Source organism: Nostoc sp., assembly GCF_036919675.1.
Taxonomy (GTDB): domain Bacteria; phylum Cyanobacteriota; class Cyanobacteriia; order Cyanobacteriales; family Nostocaceae; genus Nostoc.
The window spans coordinates 74,497-93,480 of sequence record NZ_JBALCP010000029.1; the positions used below are offsets into that span (position 1 = coordinate 74,497).

Below are 18,984 nucleotides of genomic sequence, written 5' to 3' on the forward strand. Positions count from 1 at the left end.
CTTATTTAGTAATAAGAAAATGATTTAAACAGCAGAATTACTCAGATGATTGAACTCAACAGCAGCAGCACCAAAAATTGTTGGCATCGATTGTACAGGACGGCTTAATAAGGTCTTAGCAACCTGAAGCATAGCAATCCCCATATTGCCAAAAGATTTTTGATATTGAATCATCGCCTGAATCTGTTGAATCAAAGCAAAACCGGTAAATTGTACCACCCGCTGCAAGAAATCAGGGTGGTGTTCTAGAATTTCTGGAAAAGTGTTTAAATAAGCTTGGGTTAATGTACCAATTGAAGGCTGAAGTAGTTCTAAAGGTGTTATTGCCAAGCGTAGAGACTCTTCAATACTCAAAGAATTACTGATAATCAAGCTAGCAAGCCAGATTTGTACATAGCTGCCAATAAGTGTTCCCAAATCAAAAGCTGGATCTCCCCAAGTCGAGCGTTCCCAATCAATTAGCCGCACAATATTATTACTGGAATCCTGCCAATCTTTGTATAGGAGAATATTATTTAGTTTCAAATCATTGTGGGTGAGACAAGAGGGTGTTACAGCATTACCCAATTGGGCGATCGCCTGCCCCAAACTGTCATAACGTTGATATAAAGCAAAAAACTTTAACCCATCGCCAGGAACTAGACCAAAAATTTCCGGTTCAACCCGTTCTAATCTCCGAACTAAATGTGATACTTGATCAGCCATGAAATTATCTGAATTTTTAGAAAAGAATTCCTGATATTCTTGGCGGTTGAAAGTATCACGATGGATAGTCCCTAAAATATTACCAATTGCCGTAGCGATTTCTGTAGAAAAGCTTTTTTCCTTGGTATAAAAATCCATTAAATCCCAATAATCATCCAAATATCTGAAAACAATAATGGAATTTTCTCTATCAAAATGCAGCACCTCTGGTAAAAATGAGCGGTAGTTGCCAAGGTGTGGAAATCGTTGTAAAAACTCTTGAATTCGCCACTCACTTAAAAATTTACCAGCCGCTTTCCCTTCCTGATTGTGTCGTTCTTGTTTAACAAGAAGTTTGCGATCGCTTGACAAAGTAACTAATAAATTAAAGTTTTTAGCTGCAACTGCTTCTATCTTAATAGGTGGTTGCTCGGATTGATTACATAATCCTTTTTCAAGTAAATAATCAAAAACACTCTGGGAATTTAAGATAAATGTCATAGGTTTTAATCAATTAGTTGTAACTTTTAAAAATACCAGCTTCCTTCTCAATTCGGTCTAAAGCCTTCTTAGCTCTAAAAATCAGTCGCAAATAATCTAACTGACTATTCCAAGCTGAACGAGGTAACAGGGTTTGTAGAGGCTCTACCTGACTCTGAGATTGGTCAATATGGGTAATAGTTGTATCTTGTGGAGGGATAAAATCACTTGACATATTATTTATCTGAATGAGATTTAGAACTAACTAAGGATGGAACTAACTCTGGTTCTTCTTCCCAACCTTCTGGCCATTGAATGCGATCGCTAGTAAAATGAAGTGGATCGTTTTCTGGCCAAGGAGCATTAATCGGTTCTTCAATCAGAGCAAACTCGCCATTATCAAAGGGATTCCCATCTGCACGACGCTGGAGATATACCCGCTCTCGAATACCGCCTTTTTCCTGAGTGAGGGCGCGATGATGACAATAAGGATTGTTACCTCTCTTATCAAAGAAAACGTGAGCAGTCCAACTGCAACCACCACGACATAGTTCAGCAAATTCGCAAGACTTGCAGAAACCCCACAAATGTTCTGTTCCTTTGGGAGTACCAGCCCCCAAATTAAACCGCAATTCCTCAGTTTCTTCAATAATTGTCCGCAGTGAATAGTCGCGGATGTTGCCTCCAGTGTAGGCGGTAGTAGGCAGTGAGGGACAACCTTTAATCGCACCATCAGCTTCAATGCCTAAAGTAGACAATCCAGCACTACATCCCTGCCAAAACGACCAAGCATCTCCTCCCCGTAACAGTCGCTCATAGGGGCCGTAATAGCCGATATTATTTCCCGGTTGTACCTGCACTCCTTCGCGCTTTGCCTGTTGAGCAACACGAGCAATCATGGGATATACATTTAGTAATTCATAAGGTTGCAGCAGAATCTCACTATTATCTGCTGCATTTCCCATCGGTACAGTCAACTGAATTTGCCAAGCGAAGATTCCGGCGTCGCGCAGATGCTCGTAAATACGAGGAAATTCTGGTGCGGAAAGACGATTGATTTGAGTGTTGCAGCCGAAGCGAATACCTGCTTCCTTGAGATTGCTCATAGTCTTAAACGCCCATTGCCAAGAGCCTTGTCTACCACGGAGGCGATCGTGAGTTGCTTCTAAACCATCAACTGAGATGGATACCACGCTAATTCCCGCTGCCTTCATCCGGCGTGCTGTCTCCAGAGTGATACCATAACCTCCAGTGGTCATACCGCAAAGCATCCCAGCTTTGGTAATTGCTTGAGCAATCTCTAGCCAGTCAGGACGCAGAAACGCTTCACCACCAATTATGGTTACTTCAGTGATTCCTACTTCCGCCATTTGTCTGACTAAGTCAAGGGCTTCTGCTGTAGAAAGTTCGTTCGCCCTTGTATGACCAGCACGAGAACCGCAGTGCTGGCAAGCTAGATTGCATTTTAATGTAATTTCCCAAACTGCATAACTAATTCGGCGATAGGTCATTTAAATATCCTCAATTAAGTCATCTGTGAAGGGACGGATGGAGATACATCCGTCCTCAGAAACCTAAACTGTAATTGTCAGCAATGGAGGTTCCTTAACTTGTACTTGGCGACAGAATCACCCCATACAGAGGCTGAACAATAGGTGGCTTATGAATAGGTGGACACCAAGGGAAAAAGAATTTCCCAACAAATCCTCCAAAAACGGCTTCTAATTCTTTTTCATTTAAATCTCTGAGTTCACCTTCGTCAGCAGTTGATTCTAACAATTGAGTTGTATATTCTTCAAACTCTTCTTGGGTAAAATCGTAGCCAGCACCTTGAACAAATTGGCTACATTCGTCATTACTTGTAACTCCTTTAATTTGAGTGCGGAAAGCTTCGTCATTTGCTAGCTTTGCATAAAAGGCTTGAACATTTTCTAGCGACATTATCTTCTCCTTGTGAAGATTTTTATTGCAATAAGTTTTTTGAAAAAGATTGAGCTTTGATTTGTTCTAATCAGATGTTGGTGTCGCCACCTTAACTGCTAGCTCAGATGCGTTGTAGTTATCTGTAATAACTTGCGGACAACGCATACAAGCTGCTTTGCCTTCCTGCTGCCACCACCGACAATCTCGGCGTATAGAACAGGGAGGTAATTCTTCTACTATTGCAGGTAACTTTTCTATAATTCGCATTGCTAGACGACAATCGTTGCCATCAAAATGCTGACAACCCTTAATAGCGCAAGGTGCCGCCGTCCGAAAAATTTCAGCAGGTGTAATTGGACTAGCTTTTGCTATTAGTTCATCAGTGATAAGTATGGGTTGTTTAAGATAAGCTACACGGGGTTCTGCAACTGTTCCACTGATGATTCCGAAAACCACACTATCCTCAGATTTTGGTCTAGCACTGGGGCAAAGTGTAGTTTTATCCACAACAATGTCTTCCATGAATTGAGCCTCTAGTGGAGAGAATATTTATTAAGACTCAGCTAGAGTAGGATTTGCTACAATTCCTAAAGTAATAATAGGAAACTTACCAACTATTGTGGGAACCACTAATGCTGATATTCCACCTGCAACGTTTTTTGCTTCTTCGTCAGACAAAGCATTTTCTGAATCTAAACCTTGGTTCCGTCGTGCCACCGCATTTTTTACTGCATCATCAATCAAATCGTTAATTTCAATTTGACCGTTATACTTTCTTTCTTTCCTTTCCATGTTCATTTTCCTGTTAACTTTCGACGATTTTTAGGCTGAAATACTAAGCAGTTTAATTGCCTAATATCTCCTTATTTTATGAAAATAAAAAACTACTTAACTCAATTGTAAGAATTATAAATGAGATAAAGATGTAACTTTTATGTCACTAAAAAATTAAAATTTTTTGTTATCCCTATTTTTTGTAAGGGTATGTAAGAGCTACTCAAACTATAGCAATCCGATTTGATTGCGTGAAAAAATCTAAATATATATAGGGTGGAATGGTACTTGCTTAAGCAAAAGTTGCCGCCTAGATCCCCGACTTCTTCAAGAAGTCGGGGATCTAAATCCAGCGATTTAGTAAGTGCCATTCATCTGTAGGGTGTGTTATCGCCGAGAATACGGTACCAAAACCTTGGGATAGTGCGTTAGCCAGAGGCATAACGCACTACGTGTATTTCCAAAATCAAATATGAGTCCTATATAAACTCTGGTATACCAATTCAAATTGAATATTTTAAGAAGTTTTTACTATTAACTAAAACATTTATGTCACGAAAAGTTTGCTGTTTGCTGGTTGATAGGCAATCTCTAACAACAAGCAAATCTCGATAATTAACAAGGGTTAGTAATAAAAAGATACAAAAAGCTAATGTTGTTTGCATTTGTGCCTTCTGCCTCCATCATGCAATCTCTACAAAACCAAGTCAAACTTGGCGTTTGTGGTGCTACATGATCGCGCTGTTACTACTCCTCATTCACAATTTCTCGCCTGACAAATAAAGCCCGATAAACAGGTTCACCTCGCGATAGGACGCTTGTTTCCCGTTCTGTGGGCACTAGTAGCGGATTTTCAGCTAGCCATTCTCCAGCACCCATTTTCTGATAAGCTGGGTGAGCAGCAAAGCGATCGCGCATTTCCACAGCGACAAATTCCATATCTGATTGCAGAAATACAACCGAACCAACCGCAAGATAACTGGCTAAGTCTGCCACTAATTCTGGTTGGACTACACGACGTTTAGCATGGCGGGTTTTAAACCAAGGATCGGGGAATTGAATTGTAACGCGTTGTAAACTTCCTGGAGGGAGGGAAGATAAAAGTGAATGCAGTGAGTTATTCACATTGCAAAACAAGTAATGCAGATTTGTTAAACCTAACTCAAAACGCAACTTATTCGCCTCCCCCACCAGCGGTTCCCGAATTTCTAAGCCTAGATAATTCCAGTTTGGTTCTATCTTGGCCATATTCATCAAAAACTGTCCCTTAGCGCAGCCAATATCTAAATGTAGTGGTTGATTTGGCTTTGCATAAATTTTTTCCCAGTCAAGGGGACTTGCTGGTGTTTGATACTTTTTACCAAGTGGATTAACATGCTGGCGGACTCGGACTGCTGCCAAAATTTGCTCTCCTTTACGTTAAAATATCCTGTGGTATTGGGCGTGAGCCATCAGTTGCGTTTGTTAACAAAAATGTCCTAACTGTAAAACTCCTTTTCGATTGATGAACTGTCACAAACGCTTGAAATTGTACTCAATCAGGAAGCGTAGCTTGCCGCACTTCTCTACGAGATGCTCTTGCTAGCAAGACCCCGTAGAGGTACGACAAAGCTACTTCGACTGCGGCTCCATCGAGCGTTCGCGTAGCGTCTCGTAGAAAAGCCGAGATGCTCAGTACAAGTCCAGTGACCACTGTAGGCATCGCCTCATCGAAAAAAAACCAACTTCTGCTTGAGTGTTAAGAAAAACGTAAAACCTTTATCGCCTGAGACTTTGAAGGAATTCTTGCTTGAGCGCAAAATAGTTAGTAATCTCTGCAAAAGTAAGCGGTGTAACTTTTATTTCTGCTCGGATTGGCTGTAATAAAGCGTTTAGGCTGCAATGTGAACTGTTAGCCTTTCTATATACGCAACGGTCACTCATACCAGGTATCCGAAAGTAGTCACCTATTTCTAGTTGTTGGAAAGTCATCAGATCCTCAGAATTTTTGCTAAATAACGGTTATAAAAGTAAGAGCTTATAAAGCCTTTAACTAGCCAAGAGCCTCTATATTGTGATTTATTATACCCTTTATTAACTAGATATTTAGGTTAGTTATTCAGGCAAAAAAAGGCATTATATATGCTAGGATTGTATCAAATTCTGGCAATTATTCAAGAGCAATTTAGAATAATTTTGCGCTTTATTGAATAAAAAAGCTAAAATCTACGATTTTTGGAGATTTTTAGGTTATGACAACCTCACAGGAGAGGATTATCCCGATAGACTTGCGAACCGAAATGTCGCAGTCTTATCTGGAATACGCCATGAGCGTGATAGTGGGTCGGGCGTTGCCAGATGCCAGGGATGGTCTAAAACCTGTGCATCGTCGCATTCTCTACGCAATGCACGAGCTAGGTCTGCTCCACGATCGCCCGTTTAAGAAATGCGCCCGTGTAGTGGGGGAAGTGTTGGGTAAATATCACCCCCACGGCGACACGGCAGTGTATGATGCCTTGGTGCGGATGGCGCAGGATTTTTCCATGCGATCGCCCTTAGTTAACGGACATGGTAACTTTGGTTCGGTAGACAACGATCCGCCGGCGGCAATGCGATACACAGAATGCCGCTTGCAAGCTTTAACTAGTGCCGGTCTACTGCACGACATCGAATTAGAAACTGTAGATTTTGCCGATAACTTCGACGGTTCCCAGCAAGAACCAACAGTGCTACCGGCGCGGATTCCCCAGTTGTTGCTCAACGGTTCCTCTGGGATTGCCGTGGGCATGGCAACCAACATTCCGCCGCACAATTTGGGCGAATTAATTGATGCTTTGGTGGCTGTAATCCACAATCCAGAAATCACCGATCTCGAATTAATGCAGTATGTCCACGGCCCAGACTTTCCGACTGGGGCGCAGATTTTGGGGACATCTGCCATTCGAGAAGCTTACACCACTGGGCGTGGTTCGATCACCATGCGTGGTGTAGCTAACATTGAAACCGTTGAACAGCGGGGACGCCCAGATAGAGAAGCAATTATCATCACCGAATTGCCCTATCAAACCAATAAAGCGGCGCTGATTGAAAAAATCGCCGAAATGGTGAATGAAAAGCGGCTAGAGGGGATTGCAGATATCCGTGATGAAAGCGATCGCGACGGGATGAGAATTGTCATCGAACTCAAGCGTGATGCTTATCCCCGCGTCGTTCTGAACAACCTCTACAAGCAAACACCACTGCAAGCCAACTTTGGGGCGAACATGCTGGCGTTGGTGAATAGCGAACCCCAGGTACTCACCCTCAAGCAGTTCTTAAGCGTCTTTTTGGATTTCCGCATCGAATCCATTGCCAGACGCACCCGTTACGAACTACGGAAAGCCGAAGAACGCGATCATCTCCTCCAAGGGTTATTGATTGCCCTGTCCCAGTTAGATCCGATTATTGTCTTGATTCGCCATGCCCCCGATGCGCCCACAGCCAAAGGTGAGTTGATCACAACTTACGGACTTTCGGAAGTGCAAGCAGATGCGATTTTGCAGATGCAATTACGGCGGTTGACTGCCTTAGAAGCAGACAAAATTCGTCTGGAACACGAAGAATTACAAGCGAAAATTACCGACTTACAAGATATTTTGGCCCGCCGGGAGAGAGTGCTGGAAATCATCGAAACTGAAGTCGGGCAACTGAAAACTAGCTTTGCCACACCCCGCCGCACGGTGATTTTACCAGGGGAAGGGGAATTAGATGATCGTGACCTAATTGCCAATGAAAAAGCAATAATTTTGGTTACAGAGCAAGGCTACATCAAACGGATGCCAGTTAACACCTTTGAGGCGCAAAGCCGTGCTACCAGAGGTAAAGCCGCAGCCAAGGTGAAAGATGATGATACCATTGAGCATTTCTTGACTTGCTGCGATCACGACAGTATTTTATTCTTTAGTGAGCGTGGTGTCGTTTATTGCCTGAGGGCGTATCAAATTCCAGCGAGTTCGCGTACCAGTCGCGGGACACCAATTGTCCAAATGCTACCCATTCCCAAAGAGGAAAAAATTACCTCGATTGTACCTGTTGACGAGTTTAGCAATGAAGAATATCTGGTCATGCTCACCAAGGGCGGCAATATCAAGAAAACCGAATTGGCAGCCTTTAGTCACATTCGCGCCAATGGCTTGATTGCCATTTCTTTAGAAGAAGGCGACCAACTCCGCTGGGTGCGACGCGCTAGAGTAGAGGACAGTGTAATCATTGGTTCTCGTAACGGCATGGCGATTAACTTCCGGTGCAACCACGAACAACTACGTCCTTTAAGTAGGGCAACTCGTGGGGTGAAAGCCATGAAACTCAAAAACAAAGATGAACTGGTGGGTATGGATATTCTCCCTGCAGCAATTCTTGAAACTTTGGATATAGTTACAGAAACCGAAATTGAAGATATCGAAACAATCGAAACAGAAGATATCGAAATTACCGAAATTAATGAAGAGTCCGCAGAAGTGCCTAGCAGTGGCATTGTTGGCCCTTGGGTCTTGGTAATTACAATGGGAGGATATGGTAAGCGTGTACCAGTTGCCCAATTCCGCCTGCAAAATCGTGCTGGTCAGGGTTTAATGGCAACCAAGTTCAAAAACCGCAAAACCAAAGACAAGTTGGCAACCCTACGCATTGTCAACAATGATGATGATGAAATTATGATGGTGACAAATCGCGGTATTATCATCCGGCAAGCGGTGAATGCGATTTCTATCCAATCGCGATCGGCAACTGGAGTCAGAGTACAGCGTTTAGACGAAGATGATGCCATTACCGGAGTGGCAATAGTTCCACCTGATGCTGTCGATGCAGAAGAAGCAGAATAAAAAGCAGGGGGAGAGGTTAACCGCCTTACTCCCTTACTTGATTGCCTTAGCCAGCGGCATTTTAATGGGGCTAACCGTAGCCCCAGTAGGTGCATGGTTATTGGCTTGGATTGCCATAGTCCCTTTATGGGTGCTAGTTGTCACTTCAGCCAAAAGCAAAAACCAATTCCCCCCGGCTTTCCTCTGGGGTATCGGTTATCACGGTGTCGCCTTATTTTGGATTACGGGAATTCATCCGATGACATGGTTGGGTGTTCCTTGGTTGCCAAGTTTGGCAATTACCCTTTTTTGTTGGGGATTTATCAGTGTATTGGGAGGGGTATTCGTTGCTATTTGGGCGGCTGTAATGGTTCGCCTGGGTGGACAAAAATCGTGGCTACGTATATTAATTGGTACAGCAGTCTGGTGCGCCTTAGAAAGTCTATGGAGTGCTGGACCTCTGTGGTGGAGTTCTCTTGCTTACACCCAAAGTCCGCACAATCTCGTGATTTTACATCTGGGCCAACTCTCTGGGCCTAATACTGTGACAGCAGCAATAGTTGCTGTGAATGGCTTAATTGCTGAAGGATGGACGAACCGCCAACAGGCCAAGTCCGCCAAGATTTCCTCTGTGTCCTCTGCGCCTCTGCGGTTGGTTAATAAATATTGGGTTATCGCCACAGGACTATTAATAACCTTACACCTGATTGGTTTTATTTTATATAGCCGTCCCATCGCCCAACCCCTAGAAGCAGCCTTGAAAGTGGGGATTGTTCAGGGTAACATCCCGAACCGACTTTTACGAAGTTCCGAAGGGTTTCGTCGCGCTCAAGAAAACTATACCAATGGGTATCTAACTTTAGCAGACCAAGGTGTAGATGCAGTCCTCACCCCAGAAGGAGCCTTACCCATTTTCCAGCGCAACTTGATGGAAACTGCCTTAGTCGCAGCAGTGAAGAAAAAAGGGGTAGTTGCTTGGATTGGGGCTTTTGGCGAACGGGGAGACAGTTATACAATTAGCTTGTTTACTTTCAACAGTAAGGGTGAAATTGTCAGCCGCTATGATAAAGCCAAACTAGTGCCTTTGGGAGAATATATTCCCTTTGAAGGAATTTTAGGCGGGATAATCCAACGCTTATCACCTCTGGATGCACACCAAGTTCCGGGTTCAGCAAATCAGGTATTTGACACTCCTTTTGGTCGGGCGATCGCTAGTATATGTTATGAATCTGCTTTTGGTGAACAATTTCGCCGTCAAGCTGCTGCGGGTGGGCAATTTATCCTCAGTTCTTCTAACGATGCCCATTACACTGCATCCATGCCATTCCAGCACCATGCACAGGATATCATGCGGGCAATTGAAACTGATAGATGGTCAGCACGGGCAACAAATACAGGATATTCAGCCTTTGTAGATCCTCACGGCAGAACCTTGTGGATATCTGGATATAATACCTACGAAACTCATGCTGATACAATTTATCGCCGACAGACACAAACTTTATATGTGCGTTGGGATGATTGGTTAACACCTTTGTTGTTGATATGCTCTGGAGGAGCTTGGCTGGTAACTCAATTTAGCGATCCAAATAAAATAAGTAATTAGTAATTAACTACGTCATCCTAAGTTGTATTTACTGTTATTTACAGTTTAATCAGCTAATGTATTTCTCCTCTTTACCTTTATTTTTGACTTTAGGCAAATAATATCAAGTATGGCTCATTAATTACTATTGGAAGCATCTGTGCAAAAATCATAAAACTTTTTTCCGCCTGCGGTCTTAATATCAGCCTTTCATCGGCTAAATATAAATACGCAATGGGAACTTCTGGTGGCATAAAATATGTCATGAAATCAATAGTATTTTAATTAATTTGAGTATGATGTCAAAGCTTATTACATCTACGATTACCGCTACTATTGTTGGTGCAGGCTTTGTGATCGCAACCTGTACTCAAATATCCGCAACAAAACCTCCACAGCTTTTACAACAAGCCATTCAACTCCGTGCTCAAGGTCTAGATGGATTAGAAAAGTTTCTTAACATCCATGCAACAGAACTCGATAATCCCTCATCTCAAATGCATCAAGCTTTAGATACACTTTGCCAACAAAAAGATTGCCACGCCTCAAAACTTTACTGGTACACTGATTTAGAACAAGCAAAAGCCGCAGATCAAGCAAGTAATAAACCTATTCTCTCGTTACGATTGTTGGGAAGACTAGACCAAGATTTAAGTTGCGCTAACAGCCGCTTTTTCCGTGTCGCCTTGTATCCTAACACAGAAATATCTAAATACCTGCGGCAAAACTATATTTTACACTGGCAGTCTGTGCGTTCAGCCCCGAAAGTAACTGTAGATTTTGGTGACGGACGCAAGCTAGAACGCACAATTACAGGCAATAGCATTCACTATATCTTAGATAGTTATGGTCATCCTGTTGATGCAATACCGGGGTTATATGGCCCTCAAGCTTTTCTGCGACAGTTAGTTGATGGTGAAAAAGCAATTAAAGAGTATACCAGACGCCAAGGTACAGCAAGGCAAAACTTTTTACGTGATTACCATCGTCAACGTTTAGCATCAATTCAACAGCAATGGAATGCAGATTTAGCAAAACTAGACATCCAAAATCCACCACGTTTGGTAGAAATGCTTACTTTGAGCAATGAACCACCCAGCGCTCCAGTTGCAGGAATGATTGCAGTGACTAAAATGGCAACAGAAACTCCGATGCTACGGAATATATCTCCTACTATAAATAATCCAACATCTTTACAAAAAATTACTGATGAAGCGACATGGCAGCGCATTGCTCAACTCTATAGAAGTGATGCGAAGTTAGATAAAAATAGCATTGCGTTAATTAGTTCTAAACGTTTCCAAAAAGGAAATGCTGAGAGTTTGCAGCGTGTAGTAAGTAATTTTGAAGCAGCAATGGCTTTGGATACTGCGAGAAATGAATATATGCTGCATAGCCAGATTCATCAATGGTTTATTCAAGGAAATGGGACAAATGAAGTGAATTCATTGAATGAAAAAGTCTACGCCGAATTGTTTTTAACTCCTAATTCTGACCCTTGGTTGGGGTTGATGAGTAGTGAAGGTTATAGTGCAATTGATAATGATGGAGTTCAAAGTTCTTTAGGAACCAGTCAAAAGTAAAGCTAGAGGAATCCTAAATCATTCGTCAAAAGTTAGATCCCCGACAACTTTTACGAAGTCGGGGATCTCGACACTGTGAATTTTCACAAATCAGATAGGATTGCTATAGAGGAATCTGACTTGATTCTTGGTAATAAAAAATAAACCAGGCACCCGTTTAGCTACTCCTGTTAACTGACGATTTTCCGGCTAATGTCCTCTCCAATCTCCATCAGTGTCTCTTCCTCTTTCGGAGTAAATTCGTAGGAAACCGGCTTGGCAATGCCCAAGGTGCCATGCAATCGGCCATTGAGCATAAGCGGCACCGTGATCGAGCCTTTTACCTTGGTTTCTTTTGCCGAGGGTCTGGCCACTCCTAATTCGTCGGTTTGCAGGTTGCAAGTCTGTACGGGTCGCTTGCGTTCGGCGGCGACACCGGCCATCCCTTTGCCGATAGGAATTACCGTCATTTTAGGCAACAGGAATTCCGGAATGCCCTGGTAAGCCTTTAGGTGCAATAACTGGCTGTCCTGATCGAGGGTATGGATGGTACCTGTAGAGCAGTCGAAAGCGGCCAGGATTTCGGTCAGCAGCCCGTTCCAGTCGATGGCAGACCCTTCGTCAGCCAGGGTATCAAAAATGGGTTTGGTATCTGAAGTCATATTGGTGTGAAATGGGGTCAAATGGACAATTGATGCTGTTGGCAAAGTCAAAAGTAGCCAAAGTAGACAGGTATCCGGTAGAGTGTCACCCTAAGATTAGCTGTGTAGTAGGTGTTTCAGCATTAGCATAACTTTCTGTACGGTTGCTCATTTCACCCCTCTTCTCTATGGGAGACGCCAAGGGCAAACGACAAATTTGTATCCAGGTATTTACGGAGACAATCACTGCTCACATTTATCTTTAATCTACGCATTATATTAAAAAGCATCATTTATTCTTACTATGCCAACTCAGTATAAATTATATTTAAATACTCATTATTGCTTTTTATCTCAGTATAAATATTTATGACAAAAATAATCTTATCTCAAAGCGTCACAAAGTAATATTAACTCCTTTAAACAATTCTACGTATTTCTTGGAAAATTTTAGTACTATTTTTAATTTAATTGATTAAAATACTGCTGTTGCTTTTATTATTTTCACTGATTATGGAGTTCATTAATTTACTCTTATTTTAAGTAAATTGACTGATAAATACTTACTTTATAACGTAATTTAAATAATTCTGAACCAAAGCTATATAAACTAATAAGTATAAAAAATCTACTTGCTTAAGTAATAGCAAGCACACGCTTTATCCATAGTTGTGCTTTATGAAGTGGAGAAGGCAGGATGTAGACTGTCAATATTTGGCGTACTCCTACTATGTTGGTAAAAATTTATCTTTACTTGCCACATGGTTAAAAACTGGCATTCACTTTTTTTATATGTAGTTATAAAGTTGACATTCACTTTTTCAAATGCAAGAAATTAATAAAATATGGATAAAGCATGGTTATCATCAGACCTACACAAACACTAAACACATCTCTAAATTTTCTCGTTAGGCTAAAATCTCTGACGTTTGTTCTAGCAGGAGTATTATGCAACTATCAGGATGCCATGTCTACGACGGGCTACGCCTACGCCCAAACTCCTGATCCTCAGATGTATCGGTTAGAAGATGTTCCTGTTAGACCCTTACGGTCGGATCTATTGCCGCAGCCATCAGATAATAATCAATTACTTCCTCCTCCAAAACTACCAGAGCAACCAATTTCGGGACAGGATGATCCTAATGCCAGATTTCAGGTTGATCGCATTGAAGTAGTTGGCAGTACAGTTTTCAAACCAGAACAGTTGACTGCTATCACAGCTCCTTTTGTTGGGCGGAAACTGACATTTATCAAGTTGTTGCAAGTCAAAGATGCGATCACGAAACTCTATGTTGATCATGGCTATGTAACCACGGGGGCGTTGATTGTACCGCAGACAGTAGAAGCTGGGGTGATCAAAATTCAGGTGATCGAAGGTAGTCTGCAAGAAATCAAGATTATCGGCAATAAGCGATTGCGTACCCAATACATTCGCGATCGCATCCTACTTGGTGCCAAAACACCCTTGAACGTGCCGCATTTACTAGAAAAACTACAACTACTCCGCCTCGATCCGCAGATTCAAAACCTGTCAGCCGAGTTGCAAACAGGTGTGCATCCAGGAACTAATGTATTGCAAGTCGAGATTGAAGAAGCTGATACCTTTAAGCTGATAGCAACCCTAGATAATGGGCGATCGCCAAGTGTGGGCAGTTTTCGCCGGGGAATAGATTTGCAAGAAGCCAATTTACTGGGCTTGGGCGACACCCTCAGCGTCGGATACGCCAATACCGATGGCAGTAATACAATCAACCTCAATTACACACTGCCGATTAATGCCCGCAATGGCACTGTATCCTTTGATTTTAACCAGGGATGGAACCGCGTTATTGAAAAACCATTCAGCGTCCTTGATATTCAGTCAAACACCCGGTCTTACGAATTGGGCTATCGCCAACCATTGGTGCAAAAGCCAACCCAAGAGTTGGCGATCGGGCTGTCATTCTCACGTCAGGAAAGCCAAACTGAGTTGGGTATTGATAACATTGGGCCATATAAACTGTCACCTGGTGCGGATGCGAACGGAAAAACCAATATTTCTGCCCTGCGCTTTTTTCAAGAATATACCCAGCGAAGTAACCAGTATGTATTTGCTGCGCGATCGCAATTTAGCTTTGGTGTAGATTGGTTCGATGCGAATGTCAGTCAGGATGAACCAGATAGCCGCTTTTTCGCTTGGCGGGGACAGGCGCAGTGGGTGCGACAGTTAGCACCGGACACTCTATTTTTAGCTAGGGGCGATTTTCAACTAGCAGCAGATTCATTAGTGCCCTTGGAGCAATTTGGCCTCGGTGGACAGCTAAGTGTGCGGGGCTATCGCCAAGACTCATTAATTACAGATAATGGCATGTTGTTGTCGGCTGAATTTCGATTGCCCATTGTTCGTGCTCCCAAGATTGGCGGAGTGCTGCAACTGACACCCTTCATTGACGTGGGCAAAGGCTGGAATGTCAAGGACGGAAATCCATCGCCGAGTCTGTTGGTTGGTACCGGGTTAGGGCTGTTGTGGAAACAGGGCAATAATTTCTCAGCCCGTCTGGATTGGGGCATTCCTCTGACATCAGTCGAAGGTGAAAAGCGATCGCTCCAGGAAAATGGGCTGTACTTCTCAATAGGTTATTCACCCTTTTAATCCAACAAGCTACTTCAGTAGTGCTGAGTCCTGAGAGAGTTATGAGTCCTGAAGAAGCACTCATTCCTTGGCACTGTTTCGGTGAATCTTAAGAGCAATTTAGGGAACCCTAATTATTAAGTATAAATGGAAACTGGACAATGCAAACGACCTCTATTACTTTGGGTTTGGTAAATGGAATATTGACAGCTGGGATGCTCCTCTGGAGCGGCTTTGCCAATGCCCAGGTGACTCCCGACGCCACCCTCAACACCACCGTCTCCCAAAGTGGTAATAATTTCACCATCACTAACGGTAGTGCCGCAGGTAGTAATCTGTTTCACAGCTTTCGTGAGTTTTCCGTGCCCATCGGTGGTTCAGCCACCTTTAATTTAATCAACACGCCCAATATCTCTACCATTTTCAGTCGTGTAACTGGGGGTAGTATTTCCCAGATTGACGGCGTAATTCAAACAATTAACAGCAGTAATCCCGTCAGCCTGTTTCTGCTCAATCCCAGTGGGATTATTTTCGGTGTCAATGCTCAATTGAATATTGGCGGATCGTTTATTGGCACTACTGCTAACAGCATTAAATTTGCTGATGGTGCTGAGTTTAGCGCAATTGGTTCTCAAGCCGCCCCGTTGTTGAGTATCAATGTTCCCGTTGGTCTGCAACTGGGCAGCAATCCTGCACCAATAACGGTTCAAGGTACAGGACACTCCTTTACCACGACTAGTGGATCGGCTCTGCTTCCCAGTTCTACAGAACTGTCGGTAAAGCCTGGAAAAACCCTAGCCTTAGTGGGTGGGAACCTACATTTGAATGGGGCAACTCTGAGAGCCAAACAAGGGCGAGTAGAATTGGGCAGTGTGGGTAGCTCAGGGGTGGTCAGCTTGATGCCAACCGTACAGGGCTATACATTGGGGTATGGAAATGTGCAAAGCTTTGGCGATATTCATCTGGCACAGCGATCGCTATTAGATATCAGCGGGGTGAATGCAGGTTCTGTGCAAGTTCAGGGTCAGCAAATTCAATTCACCGATGGCTCTCTGGTGCTGGCGCAAAATTTCGGCAATTTCCCTGGTGGTGACATTCGCCTTCAAGCTACCGAGTCCATCGATCTGATTGGCAAAACAGCTGATGGCACAATTCAGAGCGGGGTGCGTAGTGATGCTCTGGGTATCGGAGCTAGTGGGAATATCAGCGTGATTACTCCCAGGCTCACCATCAAGCAGGGAGCGGGGTTGAATAGTAGAACTTTTGGAGCAGCTCCCAGTGGCAATATTCACATCGATGCAACCACAATTGAACTATCTGGCTTTTCACTCACTAATCCTGCTGACCTTACCACAATTAACACTAGTACATTAGGCACTGGGAATGCTGGTGATGTTTTCGTCAATGGTAATAGTCTACTAATATCAAGCGGTGCCTCACTGTCTTCGGCTACCTTTGGTAGTGGCTCTAGCGGTAAAGTGACGATTCACAACACCAACACCACGGTGACCGGGGAAAGCCCCTCCGGACTTTACAGCAACATTACCTCAACTACATTTGCCACCGGAAGTGCCAAAACCTTGACGCTAGATACTGCCAAATTGCAAATTCTGGATGGGGGAGTAGTTGCCACCACCGCATTTTTTGCAGGTAATGGGGGAGATTTGAGCATCAACGCTACCGAATCGATCGCAATCAGTGGTCAAAGTCAGACAAATAATAGCAGCATTAATGCGTCCAGCATCCGACTCGATCCGTCATTGCGGCAGCGATTCGGTTTGCCAGATATGCTAACAGCTAATGCAGGTACTGTGAGCATTACCACACCGAACTTAACGCTGACGGATGGCGGGACAGTCAGTGTTACCAATCAAGGCAGTGGAAATGGTGGCAATATTAACATCAATGCAGATACCATCCAATTAAAGAATAAAGGCTTTATCCAGGCCCAAACAGAATCAGGTAATGGTGGCAATATTACCTTACAAACCAAAAACCTGTTGTTTCTACGAGGCAATAGCCTGATTACCTCAACAGCTGGTGGTAACGGTAATGGGGGTAATATCAATATCAATGCACCGATCATTGTCGGATTAGAAAACAGCGATATTGTTGCTAACGCAGTGCGAGGTCGTGGTGGTAATATTCAAATCACTACTCAAGGCATCTTTGGTCTGAAATTTCGTGACCAACTTACACCAGACAATGATATTACTGCAAGTTCACAGTTGGGTGTAAATGGTAATGTGCAAGTCAATACCATTGGTGTCGATCCAAATTCTGGTTTAGTCCAACTGCCAGCGAATATAACTAATCCAGCGCAGCAAATAGCCACTGGTTGTTCTACAAACCAAGGCAGTCGCTTTGTGGCAACAGGAAGGGGTGGTGTACCGCAAAATCCCAATCAGCAAGTGACGAGCGATCGCACTTGGTCTGATATCCGCGACATCTCTGCATACCGGAAAACCCAGAAGGTACAAGCACAAATACCCCAATCTCCAGAGATTCTCGTCCAAGCTACTTCTTGGCGACGGAATGCACAGGGGAAAATTGAGTTAATTGCAGCTAAACCAGCCCATGTACAACCATCTTTAACCTGTGCTGCGGTGTCAAACTAATCAGTCCCAACGTTGGAAATGGTAAAGTCAAAATAAGCGGAGGTTTTGATATGGCTGAAGTTTTACCCAAACTATTGACCTTTGAAGAATTTATCAAATGGTTGCCGGAAAACACCGGGAAGCGTTACGAATTACACGACGGGATAATTGTTGAAATGTCTCAGCCGAGTGGAAAACATGAAAAAGTTACCGGATTTGTAGCAGGGGAAATTACCGTTGAATATAAACGCTTGAAATTACCATACTTTATCCCCAAAACAGCATTAGTAAAACCACTGAGAAAATCATCGGGTTATTCACCGGATGTGGTTTTAATCAACGATGCTAATTTACACAACGAGGAATTGTGGGAAAAAGCATCTACCGTGACTCAAAGTGAATCCATTCCTTTGATTATTGAGGTTGTGAGTACAAACTGGGAAGACGATTATTACACAAAATTAGGAAATTATGAAGTAATGAAGATTCCTGAATATTGGATCATTGATTATGCAGCTTTGGGAGCAAGAAAATTTATTGGTAATCCCAAACAACCAACCATTTCTATTTATTATCTAGTTGATGAAGAATATCAAGTCGCCCAATTTAAGAATTATGAACGAATTATATCCCCTATTTTTCCAGAGTTGAAACTGACTGCTAATCAGATTTTTAATGGTGCTTTATAGAGCCTTTTTTATCTACAGTCTAGTGAACTACCGATAATATAGCAATCCTATTTGATTTGTATAGGACTTATGCCACGAAATCTTAAGGGCAGGGACTGGGGGAAGAATCTCTGTAACCACAGTCAGTAGACCGAAAAGTTTTCCAGAACCCTTACCAGGCGTTCATTTTAGTTTAGGAACACAATTTGCCGCAATCCTGTTAGAGTCTGCTTTTCAAGGAACGGGCGTTGTTGGTGGATTAAGAGTGCAGCGCCAGTGATCGCGATCATCAGCCCCAAAACGGCGGCTCAAACCCTGATTATTTCGTCAACTTACAAAAGTTTTCGATCTACTGACAGTGGATGCAATTGAAATGCTTAGGGTTTCGCCGACGAACCAGACATAAAAGTCATCCAATTTTGGATTTTGGACTTCGGCTACGCCCTTCTCTACGAGAGGCTGCGCCTTAAGCGAAGCTATGCCGCAGGCTTTACGACGCTGCTCAGGCTAAACTCAGTCGAACGATTTTAGATTTTGGATTGACACGCACGGATAAATGTGGGGGGTGCGATTCGTTCACTCGAAATGAGTAGGAATATTCAGGGATGAGTGACATTTGAGAGATAACCCATTTTGGGGTTG

At 43.1% G+C, this 18,984-nt stretch carries 15 protein-coding genes; 6 read left to right on the forward strand and 9 right to left on the reverse strand.

The features are described from left to right. Positions 1–24: 24 nt before the first annotated feature. From V7K49_RS04340 to V7K49_RS04375, 8 genes are all read right to left on the reverse strand, one after another. Positions 25–1,185, reverse strand: coding sequence for a phosphotransferase family protein (locus tag V7K49_RS04340; RefSeq protein WP_335204648.1), 1,161 nt, complete (start codon positions 1,183–1,185; stop codon positions 25–27). 13 nt (positions 1,186–1,198) lie between these two features. Beyond that, positions 1,199–1,399, reverse strand: a complete 201-nt coding sequence (locus V7K49_RS04345) for a hypothetical protein (protein WP_334867220.1) — start codon at positions 1,397–1,399, stop codon at positions 1,199–1,201. 1 nt (position 1,400) lies between these two features. Then, on the reverse strand, positions 1,401–2,675 hold the full coding sequence (locus V7K49_RS04350; RefSeq protein WP_335204649.1) for a nif11-class peptide radical SAM maturase 3: 1,275 nt from the start codon (positions 2,673–2,675) through the stop codon (positions 1,401–1,403). A gap of 94 nt (positions 2,676–2,769) precedes the next feature. Further along, complete coding sequence (locus V7K49_RS04355; protein WP_334867214.1) at positions 2,770–3,105, reverse strand: Nif11-like leader peptide family natural product precursor; 336 nt, start codon at positions 3,103–3,105, stop codon at positions 2,770–2,772. Positions 3,106–3,171: 66 nt separating this feature from the next. After that, on the reverse strand, positions 3,172–3,609 hold the full coding sequence (locus V7K49_RS04360) for a nitrogen fixation protein (RefSeq protein ID WP_335204650.1): 438 nt from the start codon (positions 3,607–3,609) through the stop codon (positions 3,172–3,174). A gap of 30 nt (positions 3,610–3,639) precedes the next feature. Then, positions 3,640–3,879 carry a hypothetical protein gene (locus V7K49_RS04365; protein WP_334867210.1) on the reverse strand — a complete coding sequence of 80 codons (240 nt, stop codon included), beginning with the start codon at positions 3,877–3,879 and terminating at the stop codon, positions 3,640–3,642. A gap of 729 nt (positions 3,880–4,608) precedes the next feature. Then, a complete protein-coding gene (gene trmB, locus V7K49_RS04370) occupies positions 4,609–5,262 on the reverse strand; it encodes a tRNA (guanosine(46)-N7)-methyltransferase TrmB (protein WP_335204651.1) in 654 nt (217 codons plus the stop codon). Between the two features lie 133 nt (positions 5,263–5,395). Then, positions 5,396–5,563, reverse strand: coding sequence for a hypothetical protein (locus V7K49_RS04375; RefSeq protein WP_335204652.1), 168 nt, complete (start codon positions 5,561–5,563; stop codon positions 5,396–5,398). Between the two features lie 529 nt (positions 5,564–6,092). Between V7K49_RS04375 and gyrA the strand changes: the two genes are divergently transcribed. The 3 genes from gyrA (at position 6,093) to V7K49_RS04390 (ending at position 11,846) form a co-directional block, all read left to right on the forward strand. Further along, a complete protein-coding gene (gyrA, locus tag V7K49_RS04380) occupies positions 6,093–8,699 on the forward strand; it encodes a DNA topoisomerase (ATP-hydrolyzing) subunit A (RefSeq protein WP_335204653.1) in 2,607 nt (868 codons plus the stop codon). After that, a complete protein-coding gene (gene lnt / locus V7K49_RS04385; RefSeq protein ID WP_335204654.1) occupies positions 8,680–10,284 on the forward strand; it encodes an apolipoprotein N-acyltransferase in 1,605 nt (534 codons plus the stop codon). The genes gyrA and lnt overlap by 20 nt, the downstream gene beginning before the upstream one ends. A gap of 275 nt (positions 10,285–10,559) precedes the next feature. Then, a complete protein-coding gene (locus V7K49_RS04390; RefSeq protein ID WP_335204655.1) occupies positions 10,560–11,846 on the forward strand; it encodes a hypothetical protein in 1,287 nt (428 codons plus the stop codon). 170 nt (positions 11,847–12,016) lie between these two features. Here V7K49_RS04390 and V7K49_RS04395 read toward each other — a convergent pair whose 3' ends face one another. Then, positions 12,017–12,487 (reverse strand): GAF domain-containing protein, encoded by a 471-nt coding sequence (locus V7K49_RS04395; RefSeq protein WP_335204656.1) that lies wholly within the window; start codon positions 12,485–12,487, stop codon positions 12,017–12,019. An 835-nt stretch (positions 12,488–13,322) separates the two neighbouring features. On the opposite strand from V7K49_RS04395, the gene V7K49_RS04400 reads away from it, so the two are divergent. From V7K49_RS04400 to V7K49_RS04410, 3 genes are all read left to right on the forward strand, one after another. Beyond that, positions 13,323–15,098, forward strand: a complete 1,776-nt coding sequence (locus V7K49_RS04400; protein WP_335204657.1) for a ShlB/FhaC/HecB family hemolysin secretion/activation protein — start codon at positions 13,323–13,325, stop codon at positions 15,096–15,098. 140 nt (positions 15,099–15,238) lie between these two features. Continuing rightward, positions 15,239–17,695, forward strand: a complete 2,457-nt coding sequence (locus tag V7K49_RS04405; protein ID WP_335204658.1) for an S-layer family protein — start codon at positions 15,239–15,241, stop codon at positions 17,693–17,695. Positions 17,696–17,745: 50 nt separating this feature from the next. Then, a complete protein-coding gene (locus V7K49_RS04410) occupies positions 17,746–18,363 on the forward strand; it encodes a Uma2 family endonuclease (protein ID WP_334867192.1) in 618 nt (205 codons plus the stop codon). The last annotated feature ends 621 nt before the right edge of the window (positions 18,364–18,984 follow it).